This window comes from Streptomyces sp. NBC_01341, from assembly GCF_035946055.1.
GTDB lineage: Bacteria > Actinomycetota > Actinomycetes > Streptomycetales > Streptomycetaceae > Streptomyces.
On the sequence record NZ_CP108364.1, the window covers coordinates 411,731 to 434,134 of the forward strand.

General features: G+C 68.9%; 20 protein-coding genes. 10 read left to right on the forward strand and 10 right to left on the reverse strand.

Going from position 1 to position 22,404, the window contains the following annotated elements:
- The first annotated feature begins 271 nt into the window (after window positions 1–271).
- On the forward strand, window positions 272–484 hold the full coding sequence (locus tag OG206_RS01670; protein WP_327111391.1) for a hypothetical protein: 213 nt from the start codon (window positions 272–274) through the stop codon (window positions 482–484).
- A 355-nt stretch (window positions 485–839) separates the two neighbouring features.
- Here OG206_RS01670 and OG206_RS01675 read toward each other — a convergent pair whose 3' ends face one another.
- Window positions 840–1,457 carry a TetR/AcrR family transcriptional regulator gene (locus OG206_RS01675; protein ID WP_327111393.1) on the reverse strand — a complete coding sequence of 206 codons (618 nt, stop codon included), beginning with the start codon at window positions 1,455–1,457 and terminating at the stop codon, window positions 840–842.
- Between the two features lie 281 nt (window positions 1,458–1,738).
- On the opposite strand from OG206_RS01675, the gene OG206_RS01680 reads away from it, so the two are divergent.
- The 3 genes from OG206_RS01680 to OG206_RS01690 all read left to right on the forward strand — a co-directional run bounded on the left by OG206_RS01680 (window position 1,739) and on the right by OG206_RS01690 (window position 5,322).
- Window positions 1,739–2,452 (forward strand): SDR family NAD(P)-dependent oxidoreductase, encoded by a 714-nt coding sequence (locus tag OG206_RS01680; RefSeq protein ID WP_327111395.1) that lies wholly within the window; start codon window positions 1,739–1,741, stop codon window positions 2,450–2,452.
- A 75-nt stretch (window positions 2,453–2,527) separates the two neighbouring features.
- Window positions 2,528–3,559, forward strand: a complete 1,032-nt coding sequence (locus OG206_RS01685; RefSeq protein WP_327111397.1) for a nitronate monooxygenase — start codon at window positions 2,528–2,530, stop codon at window positions 3,557–3,559.
- Between the two features lie 302 nt (window positions 3,560–3,861).
- Window positions 3,862–5,322: a dihydrolipoyl dehydrogenase family protein gene (locus OG206_RS01690; RefSeq protein ID WP_327111399.1), complete on the forward strand. Its 1,461-nt coding sequence runs from the start codon at window positions 3,862–3,864 to the stop codon at window positions 5,320–5,322.
- A 63-nt stretch (window positions 5,323–5,385) separates the two neighbouring features.
- On the opposite strand, the gene OG206_RS01695 is transcribed toward OG206_RS01690, so the two are convergent.
- The 4 genes from OG206_RS01695 to OG206_RS01710 all read right to left on the reverse strand — a co-directional run bounded on the left by OG206_RS01695 (window position 5,386) and on the right by OG206_RS01710 (window position 9,155).
- Window positions 5,386–6,309 (reverse strand): LysR family transcriptional regulator, encoded by a 924-nt coding sequence (locus tag OG206_RS01695; RefSeq protein WP_327111401.1) that lies wholly within the window; start codon window positions 6,307–6,309, stop codon window positions 5,386–5,388.
- Between the two features lie 297 nt (window positions 6,310–6,606).
- A complete protein-coding gene (locus tag OG206_RS01700; RefSeq protein WP_327111403.1) occupies window positions 6,607–7,050 on the reverse strand; it encodes a VOC family protein in 444 nt (147 codons plus the stop codon).
- A gap of 337 nt (window positions 7,051–7,387) precedes the next feature.
- The gene (locus OG206_RS01705) at window positions 7,388–7,843 is read right to left on the reverse strand and encodes a MarR family winged helix-turn-helix transcriptional regulator (protein ID WP_327111405.1); all 456 of its coding nucleotides are present in this window, start codon (window positions 7,841–7,843) and stop codon (window positions 7,388–7,390) included.
- Between the two features lie 133 nt (window positions 7,844–7,976).
- Complete coding sequence (locus tag OG206_RS01710; RefSeq protein WP_327122153.1) at window positions 7,977–9,155, reverse strand: YbfB/YjiJ family MFS transporter; 1,179 nt, start codon at window positions 9,153–9,155, stop codon at window positions 7,977–7,979.
- A gap of 646 nt (window positions 9,156–9,801) precedes the next feature.
- On the opposite strand from OG206_RS01710, the gene OG206_RS01715 reads away from it, so the two are divergent.
- Entirely contained in the window at window positions 9,802–10,866 is a 1,065-nt protein-coding gene (locus OG206_RS01715) for an alpha/beta fold hydrolase (protein ID WP_327111407.1), read from the forward strand.
- 240 nt (window positions 10,867–11,106) lie between these two features.
- Here OG206_RS01715 and OG206_RS01720 read toward each other — a convergent pair whose 3' ends face one another.
- The 4 genes from OG206_RS01720 to OG206_RS01735 form a co-directional block, all read right to left on the reverse strand.
- A complete protein-coding gene (locus OG206_RS01720; protein WP_327111409.1) occupies window positions 11,107–11,478 on the reverse strand; it encodes an SgcJ/EcaC family oxidoreductase in 372 nt (123 codons plus the stop codon).
- Window positions 11,479–11,567: 89 nt separating this feature from the next.
- Window positions 11,568–11,861, reverse strand: a complete 294-nt coding sequence (locus tag OG206_RS01725; RefSeq protein ID WP_327111411.1) for a muconolactone Delta-isomerase family protein — start codon at window positions 11,859–11,861, stop codon at window positions 11,568–11,570.
- 258 nt (window positions 11,862–12,119) lie between these two features.
- Window positions 12,120–12,731: an NAD(P)H:quinone oxidoreductase gene (gene wrbA, locus OG206_RS01730; RefSeq protein ID WP_327111413.1), complete on the reverse strand. Its 612-nt coding sequence runs from the start codon at window positions 12,729–12,731 to the stop codon at window positions 12,120–12,122.
- A gap of 262 nt (window positions 12,732–12,993) precedes the next feature.
- The gene (locus tag OG206_RS01735) at window positions 12,994–13,566 is read right to left on the reverse strand and encodes a TetR/AcrR family transcriptional regulator (protein WP_327111415.1); all 573 of its coding nucleotides are present in this window, start codon (window positions 13,564–13,566) and stop codon (window positions 12,994–12,996) included.
- A gap of 577 nt (window positions 13,567–14,143) precedes the next feature.
- Between OG206_RS01735 and OG206_RS01740 the strand changes: the two genes are divergently transcribed.
- The 4 genes from OG206_RS01740 (at window position 14,144) to OG206_RS01755 (ending at window position 19,824) form a co-directional block, all read left to right on the forward strand.
- Complete coding sequence (locus OG206_RS01740; protein WP_327111417.1) at window positions 14,144–15,160, forward strand: alcohol dehydrogenase catalytic domain-containing protein; 1,017 nt, start codon at window positions 14,144–14,146, stop codon at window positions 15,158–15,160.
- 281 nt (window positions 15,161–15,441) lie between these two features.
- On the forward strand, window positions 15,442–16,248 hold the full coding sequence (locus OG206_RS01745; protein ID WP_327111419.1) for an MBL fold metallo-hydrolase: 807 nt from the start codon (window positions 15,442–15,444) through the stop codon (window positions 16,246–16,248).
- A 164-nt stretch (window positions 16,249–16,412) separates the two neighbouring features.
- On the forward strand, window positions 16,413–17,477 hold the full coding sequence (locus OG206_RS01750; protein WP_327111421.1) for an LLM class flavin-dependent oxidoreductase: 1,065 nt from the start codon (window positions 16,413–16,415) through the stop codon (window positions 17,475–17,477).
- 244 nt (window positions 17,478–17,721) lie between these two features.
- Window positions 17,722–19,824: an AfsR/SARP family transcriptional regulator gene (locus OG206_RS01755; RefSeq protein WP_327111423.1), complete on the forward strand. Its 2,103-nt coding sequence runs from the start codon at window positions 17,722–17,724 to the stop codon at window positions 19,822–19,824.
- Window positions 19,825–20,114: 290 nt separating this feature from the next.
- Here the strand turns inward: OG206_RS01755 and OG206_RS01760 are convergent, their stop codons facing one another.
- Window positions 20,115–20,759 carry a DsbA family oxidoreductase gene (locus tag OG206_RS01760; RefSeq protein ID WP_327111425.1) on the reverse strand — a complete coding sequence of 215 codons (645 nt, stop codon included), beginning with the start codon at window positions 20,757–20,759 and terminating at the stop codon, window positions 20,115–20,117.
- Between the two features lie 475 nt (window positions 20,760–21,234).
- Between OG206_RS01760 and OG206_RS01765 the strand changes: the two genes are divergently transcribed.
- Window positions 21,235–22,353 (forward strand): NAD(P)/FAD-dependent oxidoreductase, encoded by a 1,119-nt coding sequence (locus OG206_RS01765; RefSeq protein WP_327111427.1) that lies wholly within the window; start codon window positions 21,235–21,237, stop codon window positions 22,351–22,353.
- Window positions 22,354–22,404 lie beyond the last annotated feature (51 nt).

The following is a 22,404-nucleotide window of genomic DNA, read 5'->3' on the forward strand; positions in this document are numbered from 1 at the left end:
CTAGGTGTGTCACACACTCCCAGGGCCAAGCGATGAGTGATCACCGGCAAGCGCTGGTGTCGATCATGCCAGTCGCCCACACCCCGGCACCGCCCCACCCGCTGCGAACGGATCACCGACCCCACCCGGTCAGCATCGTACGGGTGCGCCCGGCCGCCTGTCGTAGGCGCCCATGGCGGGCGCGCAGCCTCGCGGCCGGACGGCCTCCACCATCGTCCGGTCTCCACCTCGCACGCAGACGAGAACAAACCCACTCGGAGGGGAAAATCCCATGGCTCACTCCACCATCGACGTACAGACCGAGCTCGTCTGGTCTGGAACGACCTTCACCATCTACGGAACCGGTCGGCACCGCGGGCCGCAGGCCGACGACGATCAGCGGCGCACAGGGAACGAGACGATCGCGGGCCACGGGCGGCATCGCAAGATCTCTCGCACCTCGTCGCCGCGGCCGGTCGACGGCACCGACAGCCCGTGGGTCTGACACTCGACGCGACACCGAGGTTGACCACGCCACCGAGTCAGGGCCCTCGAAGGCGCCCGGCCGGACACCCCCCCGGCCGGGCCTCGGTCACGCGCGCGGAGGCGGACTCCCGACTGACGGCCGCGAACGATCCACGGCCGAGCGGACGCACCTGGCGGACGACGAATCGCCCCGAGGACAACACCCCGGGAGCGACCGGCGGCATGCGCCGACAGCGAACGCCGAGCCAACTGCCCCGCCGTGGCACGATCGCTTGAACGATGCCGTACGCGGCCGAGTCCCCCGGGCGCAGCGTCATGATGACGCCTCAACAGTGCCCGCTGGATACATCAGGTTGCAGCGGGTTACCGAAGAGTCAAACCGCCGGGACTCTCTGCTCGGAGCGTGCCCCCAGCAGCGCCAGGCAGTTCAGCCAGAGCGCGTCGAGCTGGGAGGTGTTGTTGTACAGCTTCGCGAGGAGCACCTGCCCCTCCAGTTGCGCGACGACGGAACGAGCGGCCTCGCGGGCATCCGCCACCATCACGTCGTCGCGCCCCAGCGCTTCCAGGATCGTGGTTTCGACCATGTCGACCTGAGCCTCGAAGATCTGCTGCAGCCGCAGGCGAATCGCTTCGGTCTGGGTGCTCATCTCCAGGGTGAGGTTGCCGAACATGCACCCGGAAACCGATCCGCACGTGGCCTGGCCGGCGTGCTGAGCGGCCTTGGTCTCCTCGAACAGCTGCTTCAGCCTCTGGAGAGGCTCCTGGTCGGTGAGCAGAATGCGGTCCCAGTCACGCTGCTGCGCGGCCCAGTGCTCGTCGATCACAGCGAGCGCCAGGACTTCCTTGGACTCGAAGAAGTAGTAGAAACTACCCTTGGGCACACCGGCGGTCTTACAGATCTCCGCCACGCCCAGCGCCGAGTATCCGCGCAGTTCGATGAGAGACTGCGCAGCGGTGAGGATCTTGCTTCTGGCATCGCTCGTACGGCCCATGTAGCTAGTATACGACCATTCGACTAGTAACCTCCGTTCGTTCACCCATCCGTTATGCGGTGACTCACCGATGACATCGTTCTCGACTCGCGGCGCCTGCATCCACAGAGGGAAAGCCGACTCCACAGGTCCTGCCGCGCGCGCCAGATGGGTGACCGCTCACGGGCGCCACACCCCGCGACACACCGTGGGCGGGTGATTGAACTTAGACGACCGATCGTCTATCTTTCAGGAGGCCGGTCGGCTAGCGATCGGCTCCGTTTCAGTCGCAGGAGGCCGTCATGAGCAACAAGGATCAGAAGGTCGTCGTCGTCACCGGTGCCTCGCAGGGCATCGGCGCGGGCATCGTCAGCGCGTACCGGGAGCTCGGCTACGCCGTCGTAGCCACTTCGCGCAATATCGCCGAGTCGCAGGACCCGGACATCCTGACCATCCAGGGCGACATCTCCGACCGCGCCACTGCCGAGCGCGTGATCTCGGCGGGCGTGGAGCGGTTCGGTCGCATCGACTCCCTCGTCAACAACGCGGGAATCTTCATCTCCAAGCCGTTCACCGAGTACACCGAAGAGGACTACGAGGCGGTTCTCGCGGTCAACGTCGCCGGCTTCTTCCGTGTGAGCCAGCTCGCGATCGCTGAAATGCTCAAGCAGGGTGGCGGTCACGTCGTGCAGATCACCACCAGTCTCGTCGAACACCCCAACTCGAACGTGCCCGCCGTTCTCGCCTCCCTGTCCAAGGGCGGGCTGCAGGCTGTCACCAAGGCACTGGCGATCGAATATGCCTCCAAGGGCATCCGTTCGAACGCGATCGCCGCGGGTACGATCAAGACTCCTATGCATGCCGAGGAAACGCACGAGGCGCTTGGCGAGCTGCACCCGGTGGGCCGCATCGGCGAGATCAGTGACATCAGCGACGCGGTGATCTATCTGGAGAACGCCCCGTTCGTCACGGGTGTGATCCTGCCCGTCGACGGCGGCCAGACCGCCGGGCACTGACCAGGCACCGACCACAAGGAGCGTGGCCGCTCCGAGGAGCGGCCTCCGCTGCCACCGCCAGGAGAGTAGACAGACATGAATGCGCCACTGGCCGATCTCGGAGTGCGTACCCCCGTCCTGGCCGCACCGATGGCCGGTGGCCCCGGCACACCCGCACTGGTCGTCGCCGCGGCACGTGCGGACAGTCTGGGTTTCCTCGCAGCCGGCTACAAGGACGTCGCCGCACTGACCGAGCAGATCACGGAGGTGCGCGCCGCTGGTGTCCCCTTCGGCGTCAATCTCTTCGCACCCGGCCCCCATCCGGTAGATCCGACGGCGTTCCAGGACTATGCCCGAGCGATCACGCCCGAGGCCCTGGCACACGGTCTCGACCTCGGCAGCCTCGGAATCGTCGAGGACGACGACCGCTGGCGCGAGAAGATCGAGTTGCTGCTGGAGCAGCCCGTCCCGGCGGTCAGCTTCACCTTCGCCCTGCCCGAGGCGGCGGTCATCAGGTCTCTGCGCGCGGCAGGAACACTCGTCATACAGACGGTCACCTCATCCGCGGAGGCGGCGGAGGCCGCTGAGGCCGGCGTCGACATGCTGATCGTCCAGGCCTCGGCAGCGGGAGGGCACTCCGGCACCTTCACCCCGAAACACACGCCGGCCGCCGTTCCCCTCCCCCAGCTCCTGGCCGAGGTACGGCACAGCGTGGACCTGCCCCTCATCGGCGCGGGAGGTCTGGCAACACCGGACCAGGTCGCCGAGACACTTCGGGCCGGAGCCAGTGCGGCCATGGTCGGGACCGCACTTCTGCGTGCCGACGAAGCCGGGACCTCACTCCCCCACCGGACCGCGCTCACCGCCCCGAACAGCCGGGGTACCACCGTCACCCGGGCCTTCACGGGCAGGCCGGCAAGGGCGCTGCGCAACCGGTTCACCGACAGCTACAGCGATGTCGCGCCGCACGGCTACCCCGCCGTGCACCACCTGACCAGCCCGATGCGCAAAGCGGCAACCGCCGCCCAGGATCCGGAACGGATCAATCTGTGGGCCGGTACCGGTTACCGCCACGCCCGCGCCGAATCCACGGCCCGAATCCTTCAGGAACTGGCTTCCGCTCTCTGACGGGTAACACGGACCCTGCGAGCCGCCACCGGTGCTCCGGTGGCGGCTCGCAAACGTGTGTGGGGACCTTCGTGCCCGGTCATGCCCCTCGGACACGTACGTTTGATCACGGCTCTCCCACCCGGAGCCCGGCGCACCTTTCAGGGCTCCGTCCTTGAGCCCGGTACCCACCAGGCGATGTCTCCGCAACTGGAGCAAGATGGAGTAGCGCTGCGTCACCCGTTGCCGCCGACTCACGCAGGCGCCTCGACCATGGGGCGCGGCGCAGCGGTTACGACTCGAACGAAGGACGGAGCTGGGGAATGAACAGCACTTCTCGCGTCTACGATGTGGTGGTTCTCGGCGCCGGGCCTGCCGGCGAGAACCTGGCGGACCGCACCCGTGCCGCCGGACTCACGTCGGTGATCGTCGAGAACGAGTTGCTCGGCGGAGAGTGCTCGTTCTGGGCATGTGAACCCAGCAAGGCGCTGCTCCGGCCTGTCGTCGCGCGGGCCGACGCCCGCCGGGTACCCGGGATCAGGGCCGCTGTCCAGGGTCCTTTGGACGTCGCCGCGGTGTTCGCCCATCGTGACAAGATGTCCGCCTACTGGCAGGACGAGGACCAGGTCGAGTGGCTGAATTCCGTGTCCGTGGATCTGGTGCGCGGTCACGGCCGGCTGGAAGGCCCGCGCCAGGTGGTGGTCACGACCGCTGACGGCGAGACGGTGCGCCTGACCGCGCGGCACGTTGTCGCCGTGGCCACAGGGACGGTCACTGCCTTCCCTGATCTCCCCGGTCTGGCGGAGGCCCGTCCCTGGACCAACCGTGATGCCACCGCGGCCCGGCACGTGCCTGATCGGCTCGCCGTCGTGGGGGGTGGCGTGGTGGCCGTGGAGATGGCCACGGCGTTCCAGGCGCTCGGTTCCCAGGTGACCATGCTGGTACGGGGCGACAAGGGGCTTCTGCATCGGATGGAGCCGTTCGCCGGGGAGATGGTGGCGGACTCGCTTCGCGCAGCCGGCGTGGACGTACGCTTCGGCACGTCCGTCAGCGGCGTCGTCCGGGAGGACGGGCCGTCAAGTCCTGTGCGGATCACACTGTCCGACGGGGGTTCCCTGACGGCCGACGAGATCCTGTTCGCGACGGGCCGCTCCCCGCACACTGCGGACATCGGCCTGGAGACCGTCGGGCTGACCCCCGGCGACTGGCTGACCGTGGACGATTCCTACCGGGTGACGGATGTGCCCGAGGGGTGGCTCTACGCGGTGGGCGACGTCAACCACCGGGCGTTGATGACACACCAGGGGAAGTACCAGGCACGGATCGCGGGCGGCGTCATCGGGGCACGCGCCAAGGGCGAGAAGCTCGACGACGGCAGGTGGGGGGCGCACGCCTCGACAGCCGACATCGCCGCCGTGCCGCAAGTGGTCTTCTCCGAACCGGAAGTGACCAGTGTGGGCCTGACGGCGAAGGAAGCGGCGAGCGCCGGGCGCCGGGTCGATGTCGTGGACTACGACATGGGCCGCATCGCCGGCGCGGTGCAGTATGCCGACGGTTACCGCGGAACGGCCCGCGTGCTGATCGATGCCGAGCGCGGAAATGTCGTCGGCGCGACGTTCGTCGGCCCCGGAACCCAGGAGCTCCTGTACTCGGCGACCGTCGCGATCACCAGTGAGGTGAACATCAATCGGTTGTGGCACGCCGTCCCTGCCTTCCCGACGATCAGCGAGGTCTGGCTGCGCATCCTCGAGACCTACCGCGACAGGGGCGAGAAGAACACCTGATCCGGAGCGGCAGGAGCGACCGGTCGCGTGGGGCGCTCGGCGTCCTGGGCGATCGGTGCGCCCCTATCGCTTGTGCGGGTCCCCGTCAGGGATCCAGGTCCTGGCCTCCCCGAGACCGAGGTCTCCCACGTCGTGGCACAGGGCGTCGACGACGGCGAGGACCTCGGGGCGGATGTCGCTCCGGCGCCGGACCAGCGACCAGGTCCAGTAGATCTCCGGTGAAATGACGGGCCGTTGGGTGAGGCCGGGCGGCATGACGCCGTTCTGGCCCTTCGGGTTGTTGATGACCGGCCGGTCGCTGCGGCGAACGTGGTCGAAGAACGCGGAACCGCTGGTGCCCCCGTGCGCCACGTGCACCAGCTGGGCCCCGGTGTCCCGGGCGAGCAGTTCGGCGTAGGTGTTCCAGGACGACCAGGAGGTCGTGTCGTCGTCGAGCAGTACGGCGGTGTCCCGGGCAGGTACGCCACTCGCGTCGTCCCCGGCGGCGACGGCGTACAGTCGGTCGGCGCCGAGAAGTCTGGCGCTCAGGCCGTGTTGCTCGAGGTCCTCGGTCCTTACCCAGCACACGGCGAGGTCCAGGCTCCCGTCGGCCACCCGTGCGGCCTGGGTGTGCGAGGGGGCGACCCACGGATCGACGTGAAGCTGGGCCACCGCCGCGGTGCGAGCGGTCAGGTGAGGTGGGAGCCAGCTGACGTAACCAAGCCGGACCGGTTCCGATCCGGACATCCGACCGGCGCGGAGCCGCAGGTCCTCGGCACGTGCCAGCAGCGCGCGGACGTGCGGCAGCAGCGCCGTACCGGCAGGTGTCAGAGACACCGAGCGGCGGTCCCGGTCGAAGAGGCGGACGCCCAAGTCGCGTTCGAGGGCCTTGATCTGCTGCGACAGGGAAGGGCCTGCGATCAACAGGCGCTCGGCAGCCCGGCCGAAGTTCAGCTCTTCGGCGACGGCAACGAAGTACCGCAATTGACGCAACTCCACGTCCGCCATGCTACCCCGGCGCGTATCCGCGCCGACGTGCCGCTCGGCGCCCGAGTCCGTTGGTCACGCACACGGCACAGGAGAGGCGCGGGCGGACAACGCCCGAAGTCACCACTCCCCCGCCCACACCGAGATCGGACCCGAGGGCCGCCTTCCACCACCCGGGATGGCGCACCGTCGGTGACGCCGCCTCGGGTCCGGTGGCGGACGGCTGGATTCACGTCAGCTGTGACGAGGGCGGTCCGCGTCGCTGTGCGCACACCTGCTCGTGCGCGGGTCAACGCGCGTCGGTTCCGCAGGACGCGGTCAGCGGCCCGGCAGCCGCGTCGTCACCTCCTGGAGCACCCAGCCGTTCCCGTCCGGGTCGCTGAAAGCGGCGAACGAGCCGTAGCTCGCGCGCTCCGGGTGCGGGCCGGAGACCCGGGCCACGTCCGTGCCTCGGTGGAAGACGCCGCCGGCGTCGTGGAAGACCTCGCCCATCGCGACGCCACGTGCGGACAGCTCGGCGTGAGCCTCTTCGATGTCGGAGACGATGAGATGCAGACCCTGCACCGATCCCGGCGCAGCGGTGGTGACGCCGGTGCCGAAGAGGATCGAGGCCTGTGACCCCGGCGGCGTGAGGTGTACCACCCGGTAGTTCTCATCGGCCACGTAGTCGACGTCGAGACGGAAGCCGGCCGCCTCGTAGAACGCCTTGGCCCGGTCGACGTCGGAAACGGGCAGAACCAAGACTTCGAGCTTCAGATCCATAATCGTCTGCACTCCCACAGAGATGAACTGACACCGAGCGGCTCGTCACCGCCTGAACAGGTGACAGCTTTACAGTTCAGCCGTCACCTGTCAAACAGGTGACGGCGCACATGGCGACGTGGCCGCGCAGACAGACCCCCTCACCTCCCCCTGCACCTGCCCCATCCCCGCCGACAAGGCGGCAGGAGGGGATCAGCTCCACGTAACGCAGGGAGCCGATACACGACGAGAACCCCCGCATACGCGAGGCGCCCCGCCCGACGGTCTGTCGGGCGGGGCGCCTCGTGCCGGTCCGCCTGTCGGCGGCCGTCTCTTCATGCCTCGGTACGCCGAGGCGTCACGGTGCGACTATGCGCTCCAGCGCTTCAGCCGCCGCGGCGATGTTGCATCCCTCCATGCGGGAGAAGACGTGACGCCGGACACTCGCGAGGTTCGACGGCCAGGCCGCCCTCAACTGTGCCCACCCGTCGGGGGTGAGGCCGGCGAGCCACGCCCTCCCGTCGTCCGGGCACTTCTCCCGAATGACCAGCGACTGCAGTTCCAGCCGCTTGACGACCCTGGTCATGCCGCTCAGCGAGAGGCCGCACATATTGGCCAGCTCGCTCATCCGCATCTGGTTGTCCCGCGCCTCCGAAAGGTGCACCAGGACCATGTACTCGGTACTGGAGATGGGATGTTCGTCGAACATGTCCGCGTCGACAGTTCGAGGCAAAAAGGCCATCACTTTGCCAAGAGCCCGGAGGAAGGCCTCCTCGTCCGGGTTGAGGGGTTCGATCGTCGTCGCGTCTGCCATAAGCGCAGTGTAGATGGCGACGCGCCGGAGTAGGTCACGCGCGTAGTCCTAGCCCACAACCGGAATCCATTCCGCCACTTCGAGCCGCCTATTCATCCGGTCCGATCCACCGGAGATCGCGCGACGACAATCCTTACTTTTCTTCTCGCACTCCGGACCCGGTGGAGGTCAGGTCGCGGCCACCCGCTGTCGCCGCATGAGCGACAGGGGCGGCCGGCGGCATGCTGTGCGGAAATCCGATGCGGAGAACGAATGCGGTCAGGGCCGCCCCGAGGACGACGACCGCTGCCAGGAACAGAGCCTGGTGGTAGCTGTGGCGCAGGAGAGGGGTGGCCACCAACGGCCCGAGGATCTGACCGACCGAATACCCGGCGGTCAGCATGGCCACGGCGCGCGGCACCCGCAGGTGCGTTCCGGTGGCGAGTGCCAGGGTGCTGACGCCGATGAAGGTGGATCCGAACAGCACCGCGCTGATGAGCGCGGCTGAGACCCCGCCCACCAGGCCGGGCAGTGCGATGCCCACAGCTTGAACGGCCAGCGCGGCCAGCAGCAGATCCGGCCGGGACCAGCGGCGTCCCAGCCAGGCCCACAACGCCGCCGAGGGTACGGCCGCCAGACCGACCAGGACCCACGCACCGCTGCCGATCCAGCCGGGAGAGCTCTGCTCGATCGCCGCGACGAGGAAGGTGCCCGCGATGATGTAGCCGATTCCTTCCAGCGTGTAGGACGCGAACAGGGCGGTGAACCATCGGTGCGTGCGCGGTCCGCCGGTGCGCTTCTCCGGCCCCGAGGTGGCGGGGGCCGCCGGAGGAGCGGGTTCGGGGCGAAGGCCCCAGGCGGGGACCGTGAGCACCGCGGCCAGCGCGGCGGAGGCCCACCACGCGGCCCGCCAGTCACCGACATTACGGAGGAGGAGGACCAGCAGACCGGACAGTGCGATACCGGCCCCGACGCCGCCGAACGCCCAGCCGGGCAAGTGGGCCGGCTGGTCGCGCAGGCGGCTCAGCAGGGAACTCGCGGCGATCACGAAGATCATCGCGCTGAAGGCTCCCGCACCGAAGCGGAGCAGCAGCCAGAGGACGGTGCTGTGGGTCAGCGGCATCGCGGCCAGGCTGACGACCAACGCCAGCAGGCAGCCTCGCAGGACGGCCGACGAGCGGCCGAGTCGCGGAAGGAATGTGCCGGCGAGGGCCCCGATCAGGTATCCGACGTAGTTCCCGGTCGCGAGGTTCGCCCCGGCCCCGGCCGAGAGCCCGGCCTGCGCGTGCATCAGCGGGAGAATGGGGGTGTAGACGAAGCGGCCGACACCCATTCCTGTGGCGAGTGCCGCTGCTGCCTGTGCGACGTGCACCCAGGGAGAGCGCGATGCGTCCGCAGCACCGGAGGCCGGGCCCGGTGCGTGGCCGGTGGCGGTTCCCGGGCCGACGCCGGGGAACGCGAGGTCGTTGTTTCGCACACTTCCCATGGCGACAAGTCTGTGGCCACCGCACCGAAGGGCACCAGGACCGGCATCCTCACTGGTGGGACCTCGAACCTCCTACGGACGGCGGAACCGTCGGGCGTGCGTGGTCGGACGGCGAGGGTGCCCGGCGAGGAGCGCCCACCGGCCTTCCGGGGGCGTCGACCCGCGCTGCCGCAGATTCTCGGAACCGGCGGGCGACGTGTGGCAGGCACCACCGCCGAGCGGCCCGGCGCACCCCCTGCGGCCGGAAGACACACCGGGTGATTGACTCGACATACGTGTGAAGCTGCCGACATACGTTTCGCGGGGACACTCCGCTCGATCGCGAATGACGCCGCCCGCCCCTTTCGGTGTGCGGAGGATACGAATCGTCACCTGTTTGACTGGTGACTTTTCTTGTGGAACAGTCATCGCGCAGTCGCACCACGATGGCTGGACGATCAGTCATCACAGGCTTCTGTACACACACTTGAGAACCGCACGACGGAGATGTCACATGATCAACAGGCGTACTTTCACCCAGGTCGTGGGCCTCGGCACGGGAGCGGCGGCGGTGTCGCTGACGGGTCTGCAGGGCGTTTCGGCAGCCGCTTCGGCCGCCTCCACCGGCAGGGCCGGGACGCCTACGGTGCCCGCCCTGACACCCGGCACCCACACCTCTTTCTCCGGGCTCAAGCAGGTTCGGGCCGGCGTTCTGGATGTGGGCTACGCCGAAGTCGGACCCGCGCACGGGCCCGTCGTCATCTGCCTCCACGGCTGGCCCTACGACATCCACAGCTTCGTCGACGTCGCCCCCCTGCTGGCCGACCAGGGCTACCGGGTCATCGTGCCGTACCTCCGGGGCCACGGTTCCACCCGGTTCCTCTCCTCCCGTACGTTCCGCAACGCCCAGCAATCCGCGATCGCCCTGGACATCATCGCCCTCATGGACGCTCTCAAGATCGAGAAGGCCCTGCTGGCCGGCTTCGACTGGGGGTCCCGTACCGCGGACATCGTCGCCGCGCTCTGGCCGGAGCGGGTCAAGGCCCTGGTCTCGGTGAGCGGGTACCTCATCACCAACGTCGAGGCGCAGAAGATGCCGCTGCCCCCGAAGGCGGAGCACGCCTGGTGGTATCAGTACTACTTCGCCACGGAGCGGGGCCGTCTCGCGATGGAGGACAAGGCCGGCCGCCACGACATGGGCCGCCTCGTGTGGGACACCGTCTCCCCCACCTGGGGCTTCGACGACGCCACGTTCGAGCGCACGGCAGCCGCGTTCGAGAACCCCGATTACGCCGCGATCGTCATCCACAACTACCGCTGGCGGCTGGGCCTGGCCGATGGCGAGCCGCGCTTCGACAGGTACGAGAGGCGGCTGGCCACCCGGCCTCTCATCGGCGTACCCACCATCACCCTCGACGCCGAGCTGGACCCCTTCACCGCACCCGGTGACGGGGCCTCGTACCGCGACCGGTTCACGGGCAAGTACGCCCACCGAACGCTCACCGGCATCGGTCACAACCTGCCGCAGGAGGCACCCACCGCCTTCGCCCAGGCGGTCGTCGACGTCGACCACCTCTGAGCCCGTCGCGCCCGCTTCACCGATACGTTTCGAGGCGAGGCGGGTGCACCCCGCGGTGCATCTCGAACGACCCAAGGCCCCCGCCGGACCGGATCCGGCGGGGGCCTGTCGACGTGGTGGGCCTCGCGGCGGCCGACCGTGCGCGCCGGCATGACGAATGGCGCCGACCTAATGCAATGTGGCGTGGTGGATATCCACCACGCCACATTGCATTAGGTCGGCGCCATTCCGACAGAATCGTCAGCCGGTCTTGGACACCTGATAGTGAGCGATGCGCCATTCGCCTTCGACGCGCGTGAGCACGACGCTCAGGACGACGCCGATCGTCGGCCGGTCCACGAATGAGAAGTCGACGCTCAGATATCCGAGCAGGACGTCCTCCGAGAGCAGCCGGGTTTCGAGCACCTCGTATTCCGCTTTCAGCCCGATGGGCTGCGAGTCGTAATACTGTGCGACACCCGCGCGGCCGACACTGTAAGGGTGCAGTCCCTGAAAGATCGCGTCGCCGGTGAAGTACGAGGCCACCTTCTCCGGTTCGTGCGCGTCTACCGCTGCTTTCCATCCGTCCATGACCCCGCGCAGGGCGGTTCGCTGTGCTTCTGCACTCTCCATCAGGAGTTCCTCATCTCGCTCAGGTTCACTCTGCCCACGGCTTTGCCGTAGCTGGCGTCACGGCACGGAAAGGCGCCGCGCGGCTGTACTCAGACGGTCCGGCCCGGATCGTTGGGGTGCGACTGGAGGGGGGTGATCACAGCAGTCATCCAGGGCCACAGGGGGAGGCTTCCGAGGACCTGCTCGCGCAACTCCGACTCGTCCTCGGCACGCCATACGCCGATGCTGCGAAGTTCTCCCACAGGACGCCACAGGCGGAACAAGCGCCCCTCCGCCGCGAGCTCGGCCGCACGTGTGGACTCCACCGCGCGACGGCGGTCGACCTCTGCCGGGTCGGTGCCCTCGGGCACCGTAGTGGTGAGCTCGACCAGGAATTCCTTCATGATGTCTTCCTTTCTTGGCTCCCCCGGGGCGCACTGCTGCGCCCCGTCCGGGAGGACACCGTTCGCTGCCACGGACTCCCGCCCGGCCCGATACACATATCGTCATCCTCCCGGCGCCGACCTGCGAGGTGGACGCATGCCGACGTGACGGCATCGGGGCGGGTCCGGTGCCGGCGGGCGCCGCCTACGCGGCGCCCGCGCGTCCGCACCTGCGCTTCGGGGGCACGGAACCGCCGGGCGGCGCCGACAAGCGGACTATCAGGCAGCGGCCTTGATCGCGGCGGCTATCCGAATGACGCGCTCCGCCTGGATACCAGCGGCGGTGCGGGTGATGTCGTCGACCGGCTTGCTGCCCTGGCCGTCGACGTGCGAGGTGCCGTAGGGGTTGCCGTCCACGAACTTGTGGGGCTGGGTGAAGCCCGGCGTCACGGTGAGGCCGCCGAAGTGGTGCACCGAGTTGTAGAGCGCGAGGAGCGTGCCCTCCTGCCCGGCGTGGGCCGTGGCGGAGGAGACGAAGCCGCTGTAGACCTTGTCGGCGAGCTTGCCCTCGGCCCACAGGCCGCCAAGCGTGTCGATGAACTGCTTCAGCTGCGCGGATACGTTACCGAAGCGGGTCGGCGTACCGAAGATGACAGCGTCGGCCCACTCGACGTCCGCGGGGGTGGCCTCGGGGATCTGCACGGTGGCGGCGTGGTTGGCGGCCCAGGCCGGGTTCGACTCGATGGCCGCCTGCGGGGCCAGCTCGGCGACCTTGAGGAGGCGGACCTCGGCGCCGGCCTTGACGCCGGCGTCGTGGAGTTCCTTGGCGATCTCGGTGATCGTGCCGGTGGACGAGTAGTAGATGACCGCGAGCTTGACGGGAGTAGCCATGGGATTGCTCCGTTCAGAGAGGGTTTGTGGCGAAGGCCGATCAGCTCGACCTGGGTTCGAATATAGACGACCGGTCGTCTTGCGTCAATCGAACCCGGCCTGTGACGTGCGGCACGCCGGCCCGAACGACCACACGGGGCCGCCACGAGAGCGTGAGCGGCCTGCTCATGCCATGCGGAGAACGTCCACCTGCGATGAGGGGCAACCGGGTCGCGGGCCGCCGCGGAAACGGCCGGCGCAGAACGTGGCCACGAGTGGGCCCTTAGCGCAGGACCACGTCGAAGACGGTGTGGAAGAACGCGTCCACGGGCGCCGCCGACTTGTCGGCCCGCGCCGCGATCAGCGTTCCCTCCCAGGCGCTGAGGATGAACAGCGCGGTGGCGTCCACGTCAAGGGAGCCGTCCACGTCGCCCGCTTCCTTCGCTTCGGCGAGCACCTGTCCGAGCCGGGAGGCCCACTGCGCGAACCCGTTGCTGACCGCGGACCGGATCTCGTCGTTGTGGTCAGCGACCTCGGCCCCGAAATTGCCCACCAGACAGCCTCGGACGAACCCGTTGTCCACCGTGTCCCTGCTCAGGTACTCGAAGTGCGCCCTGAGGCGCTCGAGCGGAGCCTGCCCCGGCGTCGTGAGCAGATCGAACCGCAAGGTGTCGGCGTACCGGCTCAACGCCTCCAGAGCCCCCGCCTCCTTGCTGGGGAAGTGGTTGTAGAACGAGCCCTTGGGCACGCCGGCGGCCGTGGTGATGTCACTGATGCCCGTGGCGTTGAAGCCGCGCTCATGGAATTGCTCGAAGGCCGCCTGCGCGATCTGCTCGCGCTTCGATGCTCGCCCCAACTCACTCGCCTCCTCGTACGTCAACCGGCCGCCCTGCGATGCTCCACCGCGCCGGCCCACTCCGCACGGCAGAACGGGAGTCGGCGCGGTGGCGAGTCCTGAGGCTACGGCACGTCAAAACGACTGACCATATTATACCGATCCGCTCCTTTTCCGCGGCGCCCGCACAGGGCGCGCCCGCGGCCGGCGCACGCGGTCCGCCCCTCATGCGGCCCTGCGCCGAGTGCAGAGCCGGGTCGGCGGTCACCCCTCCCCGTCCCGCTGACCCTCACGCACGGACGCGGCGGCGCGCGTTTCCTGGGTCGGGATACGCCGGCAGCACGTACGTCCCCCGCGGGAATTCACCTGTTTTCAGGTGCTCCCCACACAAACCCGCGAGACATGCGAGGACACCGAGGGCGGAGTGCGCCTGCGATGGGTTACGCTCGTTTAAGTCGACCGGTCATTTTGACAAACGGACTCCGCTCCGTGCCGAGGCATGCCTCCGTCACGGACGCGATGCGCAACGAAGCCATCGCATCCGGACCGGCCCTTTCCTCCCCCGCATTCGTGCGCCGAACGACCCCCAGGAGAAGTCATGTCCACGTACCGAGCTTTCGAGGCAACAGGTGTCCACAACCTCCAGCTGGTGGAGCGCGAGCTGGTCGAGCCCGCACCGGGGCACGTACGCCTTAGGGTGGAGGCCTGCGGGATCTGCCACACCGACGTGCTGACCATCGAGGGCCTGCGCAGCGACCCCTCCCAGCCGCTGGTTCCCGGGCACGAGATCGTCGGCGTGATCGATGCCGTCGGCGCCGGCGTCACCGCATGGCAGCCGGGCGAGCGCGTCGGAGTCGGCTTCCTGAACGGACAGTGCGGAGAGTGCCAGTCGTGCCGCCGCGGTGACTTCGTGAACTGCGCCGCCCAGGAGCAGACGGGCACCACCGTCGACGGCGGTTACGCCGAGGTGGCCTACGCCCGCGCCAGCGGCCTGGTCCGCATCCCCGAGGGCATCTCGGCGATCGACGCGGCCCCGCTCCTGTGTGCCGGCCTGACCACCTTCATCGCGCTGCAGCAGGGCCCCACCAGGGCCGGCGCCCTCGTCGCGGTGCAGGGCATCGGCGGGCTGGGCCACGTGGCCGTGCAGTACGCACGCAGCCTCGGCTACCAGGTCGCCGCCATAGCCCGGGGCAAGGACAAGGAGGCGTATGCGCGGCAGCTCGGCGCCCACGTCTACATCGACAGCAACAGCACGGACCCCGGGGCCGCACTGAGCGAGCTGGGCGGCGCCTCCATCATCGTCGCCACGGCCACCAGCGGTGCCTCCATGAACCCGCTGGTCCGCGGTCTCGCCCCGAACGGCAAGCTGGTCGTGGTCGGTGCGGCTCCCGACCCCCTGACCATTGCCACCCCCGACCTGATCTTCGGTACCCACTCGGTCGTCGGAAGCCTGACGGGTTCCTCCATCGAGAACGAGGACAATCTCGCGTTCAGCCTCGCCCACGGCATCCGTCCCAGCGTCGAGGTCATGCCTTTCGCCAAGGCGCCCGAGGCGTACGAGCGCATGCTGTCGGGTGCGGCCCGCTTCCGCGTCGTGCTCGACGCCGCGGCCTGAGACAGCGCGGGTGCCGGGTGGCTCTGCCGCCCGGCACCGCTTCCGCGCGTCTCGTCACGCCTACCGGCTGCCGAGCCCGCACATGGTTCCGGGCAGCCGCCGGGCGGGCGACGACGCGCCTGCGAACGTCCCACACGACCCCGCTCGGCAGTAGGGTGCCGATCGTGCGCCGAACCGGCACGGGGAGATCCCGCTCGACGGGCATGTGACCCGCCGTCCGGGCAGCATCGACGTACGGCGCACACACGGAGCAGTCGAGAACCCCGAATGTGAGGATGCACATGACGACCACCGAACTGGCACGGCAGAATTGCGCGGTGACCGTGCTGGGCGGCCCGACAGCCGTCATCGACATGGGCGGCCTGCGCATCGTCAGTGATCCGACGTTCGACGAGCCCGGTCCCCACGGCTATCTCACCAAGACGACGGGCCCGGCTGTCGCCGAGAGCGCTCTGGGGCCGGTCGACCTTGTGCTGGTCAGCCATGACCTCCATCCCGACAACTTCGACGAGCGGGGGCGCGCGTTCGCGGGGACGGCGCCGCTGGTCATCTCCGGCCCCCTCTCGGCCGGGCGGATCGGCCCGCCGGCGATGGGCCTTGCACCCTGGTCCAGCCACTTTGTGCCGCGACGGGACGGGGGCGGGGATCTAGCCGTCCTCGCGGTGCCCGCGGTGCACGGCCCGGAGGACGCCGAGCGCGACGCCGACGGCTACGTCAACTGCGAGGTCACCGGGTTCGTCCTGTCCGGCCAGGGGCTGCCGACGCTCTATGTCAGCGGCGACAACGCTTCCATCCGTACTGTGGCGGACGTGTCACGGCGCGTTCCGGGCATCGATGCGGCGCTGCTCCACGCGGGGGCGGCGCGGGTCCCGGCGAAGTTCGGCGGCCGGCCTCTGTCCATGGACAGCAGGCGGACCGCGGCGGCAGCGGCAGTCCTGGACGCGAAGCTCGTGATGCCCGCCCACTACGACGGCTGGACGCATTTCTCGGAGGGCCTGTCCGACCTCGAGCTGGCCTTCGACGAGGCCGGGCTGTCGTCACTCCTCAGCGTGGCACCGCACGGAACATGGGTGGATCTGCCGTCCTGACGCAGACCGGCCATCCGCCACCCGGGACATAACACCCACAGACCCCTCCTTGACAGAACAATTACTGCTGCCGTTTACTTGACTTGTCATTCAGCATTCAGCCTGCCCGCCGATCCATCATCGGCCGGACCCCTTCGCTGTCAGTTCGGACGAGAAACCTCTCAATGACCAGTCAGGGCCCCCCGCCTGCGGGCGAGCATCCGATCACGCTCGGCCTCGATACCTTCGGCGACGTCTCCGACGATGCCGAAGGGCGAGCGCTGACTCACGGCCAGTCGATCCGCAACCTCGTCGACCAGGGGGTGCTCGCCGATGCGACAGGCCTCGATCACTTCGCCATCGGTGAGCACCACACCGACTGGATGCCCATATCGGCGGCGGACGTGATCCTCGGAGCCATCGCCTCGAGGACCACTCGTATACGGCTCGGATCCGGCGTGACCGTCATAAGCTCGGACGACCCCGTCCGGGTCTACCAGCGCTACGCGACGCTCGACGCTGTATCGAACGGCCGCGCCGAACTCATCCTCGGAAGAGGGTCGAGTACGGAATCGTTCCCCCTGTTCGGCTACGACCTGGCCGACTACGACGTCCTGTTCGAGGAGAAGGTCAACCTCTTCGCCGAGCTCCGCAAGGAACAGCCCGTCACGTGGAAGGGCAGCACCCGGCCCCCGCTCGACGACCAGCCCGTCTATCCGCGCAGTGAGACCGGTGCGATTCCGACGTGGATCGGCGTCGGCGGGAATCCGCAGTCCGTCGTACGCGCTGCCCGCTACGGCTTCCCGCTCATGCTCGCCGTCATCGGCGGCCAGACGGCGCGGTTCGCACCTCTCGGGCAGCTCTTCCGCGAGGCTCTGAGCCGGTTCGGCATGCCTGACCGGCCCGTCGGTGTGCACAGCCCCGGTCACGTCGCCGAGACCGACGAGCAGGCCGTCGAGGAGTACTGGCCGTACTACGAGAAGGCCGTCCGCGCGATGGCGCGGCAACGGGGTTTCCGCCCCCCGGCCTTCGAGCACTTCATGCACGACGTCGGTCCAGGGGGAGCCCTCTACGTCGGCTCGCCGGAGACGGTGGCGCGGAAGGTGGTCACCACACTCCGGGAGCTCGATGCCAGTCGTTTCGATCTGAAGTACGGGATGCAGGGGCTTCCGCACGAGGCTCTCATGACCAGCATCGAACTCTTCGGCAACGAGGTGGCCCCGCGAGTCCGGAAGCTGATGACTCAGTGAGCCACACCATCCGGCCTTGGCCGGCACATCGCCGTACCCCGACCGACCGTGCGGGCCCCACGAGCCCGGTTCGCCCTCCGCTCCGATCCGCGGCGACGCCCGTTTCGGCGGTTGAGCGCGGGCCCATGTGTGCGTGGCCGCCTCTCTCCACGTCACCTTCGGCCTTCGGGGACGACGACGGACACTCCGCAGGGGCGGGAGGCGGTGCCAGGTGAAGGGCGGCCACGGAACCACGGATGCGACGGTGCGCTATTCGATCCTCGGCACGGTACGGGCCGTGCGCGGGGACAGTGAGCTCGACGTCGGGCCCCCCAAGCGGCTGGCGCTGCTGTCGCTCCTGCTGCTGCGCGCGCCCGGCCCGGTTTCCCTGAGCGACGCCGTCGACGTCCTGTGGGACGACGAGCCGCCGGCCAGTGCCGTGAACGTGGTGCACCGTCATATCGGTGCGCTGCGGAAGCTGCTGGAACCCGGCCTGCGCAGCCGGACCGACGCGGAACATCTGTCACGGGCCGCAGACGGCTACCGCCTCCTGGCCGACGCGTCGACTTCCGACCTCCTGCGCTTCCGCGACGTTCGTGCGCGAGCGCGGCTCGCGGTGGAGAGCGGCAACCCCGCACAAGCAGCGACGGACTTCATCGAGGCCCTTCGGCTGTGGCGCAGTCCCGTGGTCGCCGACGGCACCCCCGTCGCGTGGCATCCCGTCTTCACGTCCGTCGGACACGAGTTCGTCGCAACGGCCAAGGAGGCGACCGACGTCGTCCTGAGGGCGGCACCCGCCCTGACGGAAGAGGTCCTGTCCGTCCTGCGGTGCGCAGTGGAGGGTCACCCCTTCGACGAAGCGATCCACTCCCGCATCATCGCCGCCCTGGCCGCCACCGGCCGCCAGGCCGAGGCGTTGAAACAGTTCGAAGACATCCGCCGCACACTCGCCGATGAACTCGGCGTCGAGCCCGGTCCCGGCCTGCGCGCCGCGAGGCGGCGCTTCCTGCAACGCGGCTGCGCTCAGCGTGGCAAGGACCTGACGACGCGGGCGAAGCCACCACAGGTTCCGCCCCATCTGCCCGCCAGTCCCACCGCGTTCGTGGGCCGCCACGAGGTGTCGAACCGGATCCTGGACCTGGTCACCAGGGACGGCGGTGGCGAAGCGTCGGCGGCGACCGTCGCGATCAGCGGAATGGCCGGAGTCGGGAAGACGACGTTGGCCGTGCGCTGCGCCCACCGGGTCGCAGACCGTTTCCCCGACGGACAGATCTACGTGGATCTGCGGGGGCACCATCCGGATCGGCCGCGCCTCGACTCGGCGCAGGCGATGACCGCGGTGCTGGACGCGCTGGGAGTGGGGCGGGGCGGAGGGGACCTCGATGCCGCCGCGCTCGGCTCCGTCTACCGGAGTGCTCTGGCGGGACGCCGTCTGCTCCTGGTGCTCGACGACGCGGCGCACTGCGAGCAGGTCAGACCTCTGCTCCCGGCGACTCCGGGGTCCCTGGTGATCGTCACCAGCCGCAGGAAGCTGGAAGGGCTCGCCGTCACTCACTACGCCGAGCTCTTCACGCTCAACCCCATGGCCCCGCGGGAGAGCATGCAACTGCTCGAGCGCCGCCTCGGCTCCGCCCGGATCAGGACCGAGATGGCCTGCGCCGACGAGATCGTCGAGCTGTGCGGGGGGCTGCCGCTGGCGCTGGCCGTGGTGGCCACCCGCGCGCTGACGGGACCGCGCCCCTCCCTCGCCACACTTGCGGCCGAGTTGCGGGACGGTCTTCTCGCCCTCTTCAGCGGCGACCCCCGGACAGACGCCCGAAGTGCGTTCCAGCGCTCGTACGAAGCCCTCAGCGTGGGTGGGGCCCAATTGTTCCGGTCGCTGAGCCAGCACCCCTCACCCGAGATCACTCTGAGGGCCGCGGCCAGCCTCGCCGACACCGATCTGCAGGTCACGCGTAGGAACCTGGCCGAACTCGCCGACCACCACCTGCTCGTCGAGCACGTCCCGGGCAGGTACACCTGCCACGAGTTGCTGCGCGCGTTCGCGGACGAACTGAGCTCGGCGCTGGACCCGAGCAGCGCCCGCTCCGAGACCCGCGCCAGGATGTTCGAGCACTACGTGTACAGCGCCGACGCCGCGACCGCCCTGCTCGCACCGCACCGCAGGACGCTGATCCTGCCGCCTCCGCGCCCTGGCGTGCATCCCCAGGAGTTCCGGGGGTGTGCAGACGCCGCGGAATGGGTGAGCGCCGAGCGCCACCTCCTGCCGGCCCTCGTCCGGGCCCTGGACCACTATCCCCGGGCGGCAGCGTTCCGACGGCAACTCACCTCCACGATGGAGATGTCCTGCCACCCGAGCTTCGGGTGAGCGACGGCAGCGACCCCTCGCGCGCCGAGGCGCCGGGGAACCGCCGCGCAGCCCACCGGCCGGCGGTACGCGGTGATGCGCGAGCCGCCTCCGCGCCGGCAGTCCTGGCCAAGGCGTCCGGGAGGCACGGCTTCCGGTGGATCTGCCCAGCCGGTCACCGCAGCGCCTACGCCGCCGTACTGCCGGCAGAAGGAACGTGTGCCGTCCGCGATCACGCCGAGTGGCGCCCGCGGGGCGGAGCGGAGCGGGTGCGCTCCCGCGCACCCGGCCGACAGCCGGCCCCGAGGCCCCTAAGCCGCCGGCTGATCCGCCCACGCCTGCTCCAGCGCCCGGGTGAAGGACGCCGGCGACTGGACACCGTTCACCCCGTAACGACCGCCGAGCACGAAGAAGGGCACTCCGCTCACACCCATCTCCGAGGCGAGTCGCTCGTCGGCTCGCACATCCTCGGCGAATCGCTTGGGGTCGGCGAGGACCTCTCGCACCTCGGACTCCTCCAGCCCCGCCTCGACGGCCAGGTCCACCACGGTCTCCCTGTCGTAGACAGAGCGCTCCTGCGCGAAGTTGGCCCGGAACGCGCGATCCAGGAACTCGCCCTGCAGACCGCGGGTCTTGGCGAAGTGGCCGAGACGGTGCAGGTCGAAAGTGTTACCGAAGACACGTCCCCCGATACGGAACTCGAGGCCCACCGCGTTCGCCATGGAGGCCGCCTGGTGCTCCCTGTCGACCTGCTGCTGGTGGGTGCGCCCGTACTGCGCCGCGACCGCGTCGATGATCGGCACGGTGCCGTTCTCGGCCGTCGGGTTGAGCTCGAACGACCGGTGCACCACCTCTACCTGGTCACGATGCGCGAAGTCGGCGAGCCCCTTGTTGAAGTGCTCCCGGCCGACGTAGCACCACGGGCAGGCGACATCGGTCCACATTTCGACACGCATGATTTGATCTCCTGGTCTTCGAGGGTGCGGTCCCTGCGGAATCCGCTGCTGGGTAAGGCGCCCGGTCGCCTGATCGCGACGGCTGACGTCTGCTGTACGGCCGATGTGTCGGTGACCTACGTCGAGAACAATAGACGACCGGCCGTCTTGCTGGAGAACGCCCACCGTGCCCTTTCCATTCCGCGAGCGCGCCTGCCGTGCGCACACTCGCTTCGAGGGTGATTCGACGGTGACGGCCCGCGAGGATCACCCCGTCGCGGATCACACACAGCCCCCGTCACATCTATCCCACATGACCGAAAAACACGAAATCTTCACCCTTCTTCCATGTGGTGGGGGTTCGGAGCTGCAAAGGCCCCGGCCTTGAACCTAAAAGCCCTCGTCAGGCGTGCAATGAGGGGCGCCATCGGTTCGCGACGGCCCCGCCCCTCCGGATCACGAGCAGTCAGCACCAGCGGAAAGAAGTGAGCTGATCATGGCCATGGCCACGACCACGCGACGGGCCGTCATCATCGGCGGGGGGTACGCCGGGATTCGCTTGGCCCGCCAACTGGACGCGGACGTCGACGTCACACTGATCGACCTCAAGGAAGCGTTCTTCCACCGCGTCGCCTCACTTCGCGCGAGCACCGACGAGGACTGGACGTATGCCCCCTTCATCCCGTACGACTCGCTCCTGGCCAACGGCCGCGTCGTACGGAACAAGGCCGTCGGCATAGCGACGGCAGAGCGCCACGTCGTCCTCGCCACGGGGCACCGAGTGCCGTACGACGTACTGGTGCTCGCGACAGGCGCCGACTACCAGGAGCCCGCACGCTTCACCGGATACAGCGTCGAGGAGGCGGCCGCCTCGTTCCGGAACCACCAGCGCCGCGTCGCACAGGCGCGCAGCATGCTGGTCATCGGGGGCGGCCCCTCAGGGGTGGAACTGACTGCGGAACTGCGCAAGGCCAACCCCGGTGCCACGGTGACCCTCGCACATTCCGGCCCCAGACTGCTCTCCAATCACGGCACCGGCCGGATGGGCCGTCGGGCAAGGGCCTGGCTGGAGCAGCGCGACGTGAGTGTCCTGCTCAACACCGTCGTCTCCTCCGCCGGCGGCGTCGGCATGCGGTTGCGCGACCAGGCCGGCAGCCCTCTCGGCGCCGATGTCGTGTTCTGGACGACGGGTACCACCCCCAACACGCTGTGGCTCCGGCTCGCGGGCCTCGGGGCGTGGCTCGACCAGAGCGGCCACATCATGGTGGACACACACCTGCGGGTACTGGGACAGCGGGACATCTTCGCGATCGGCGACGTCAACGATGTGTCCGAAGCAAAGCTCAGCCCGTCGGCCATCGCGCAGGGCGAGGCCGCAGCTCACAACATCCGTGCCTACCTGGACAACAGCAAGCACGGGAACAGTCCACGCCCCTACAAGCCGGCGCCGGTGCGCATCTTCTCCGTGCCCTTCGGGTCCGAGGGCGGCACCACGCTGCTGCCGACGCTCGGACGCGATGTGGTCGTGCTCGGCAACAGGGCCACCGTGGCACTGAAGAGCAGAACGCTGGCGGTGCCCACCATGAAGAAGCTGCTGGGTCACACCGACGCCTAACGAGCTCGTGCACGGTTAGCGGTGCGACGTCGAGCTTGGATCGGCGATCAT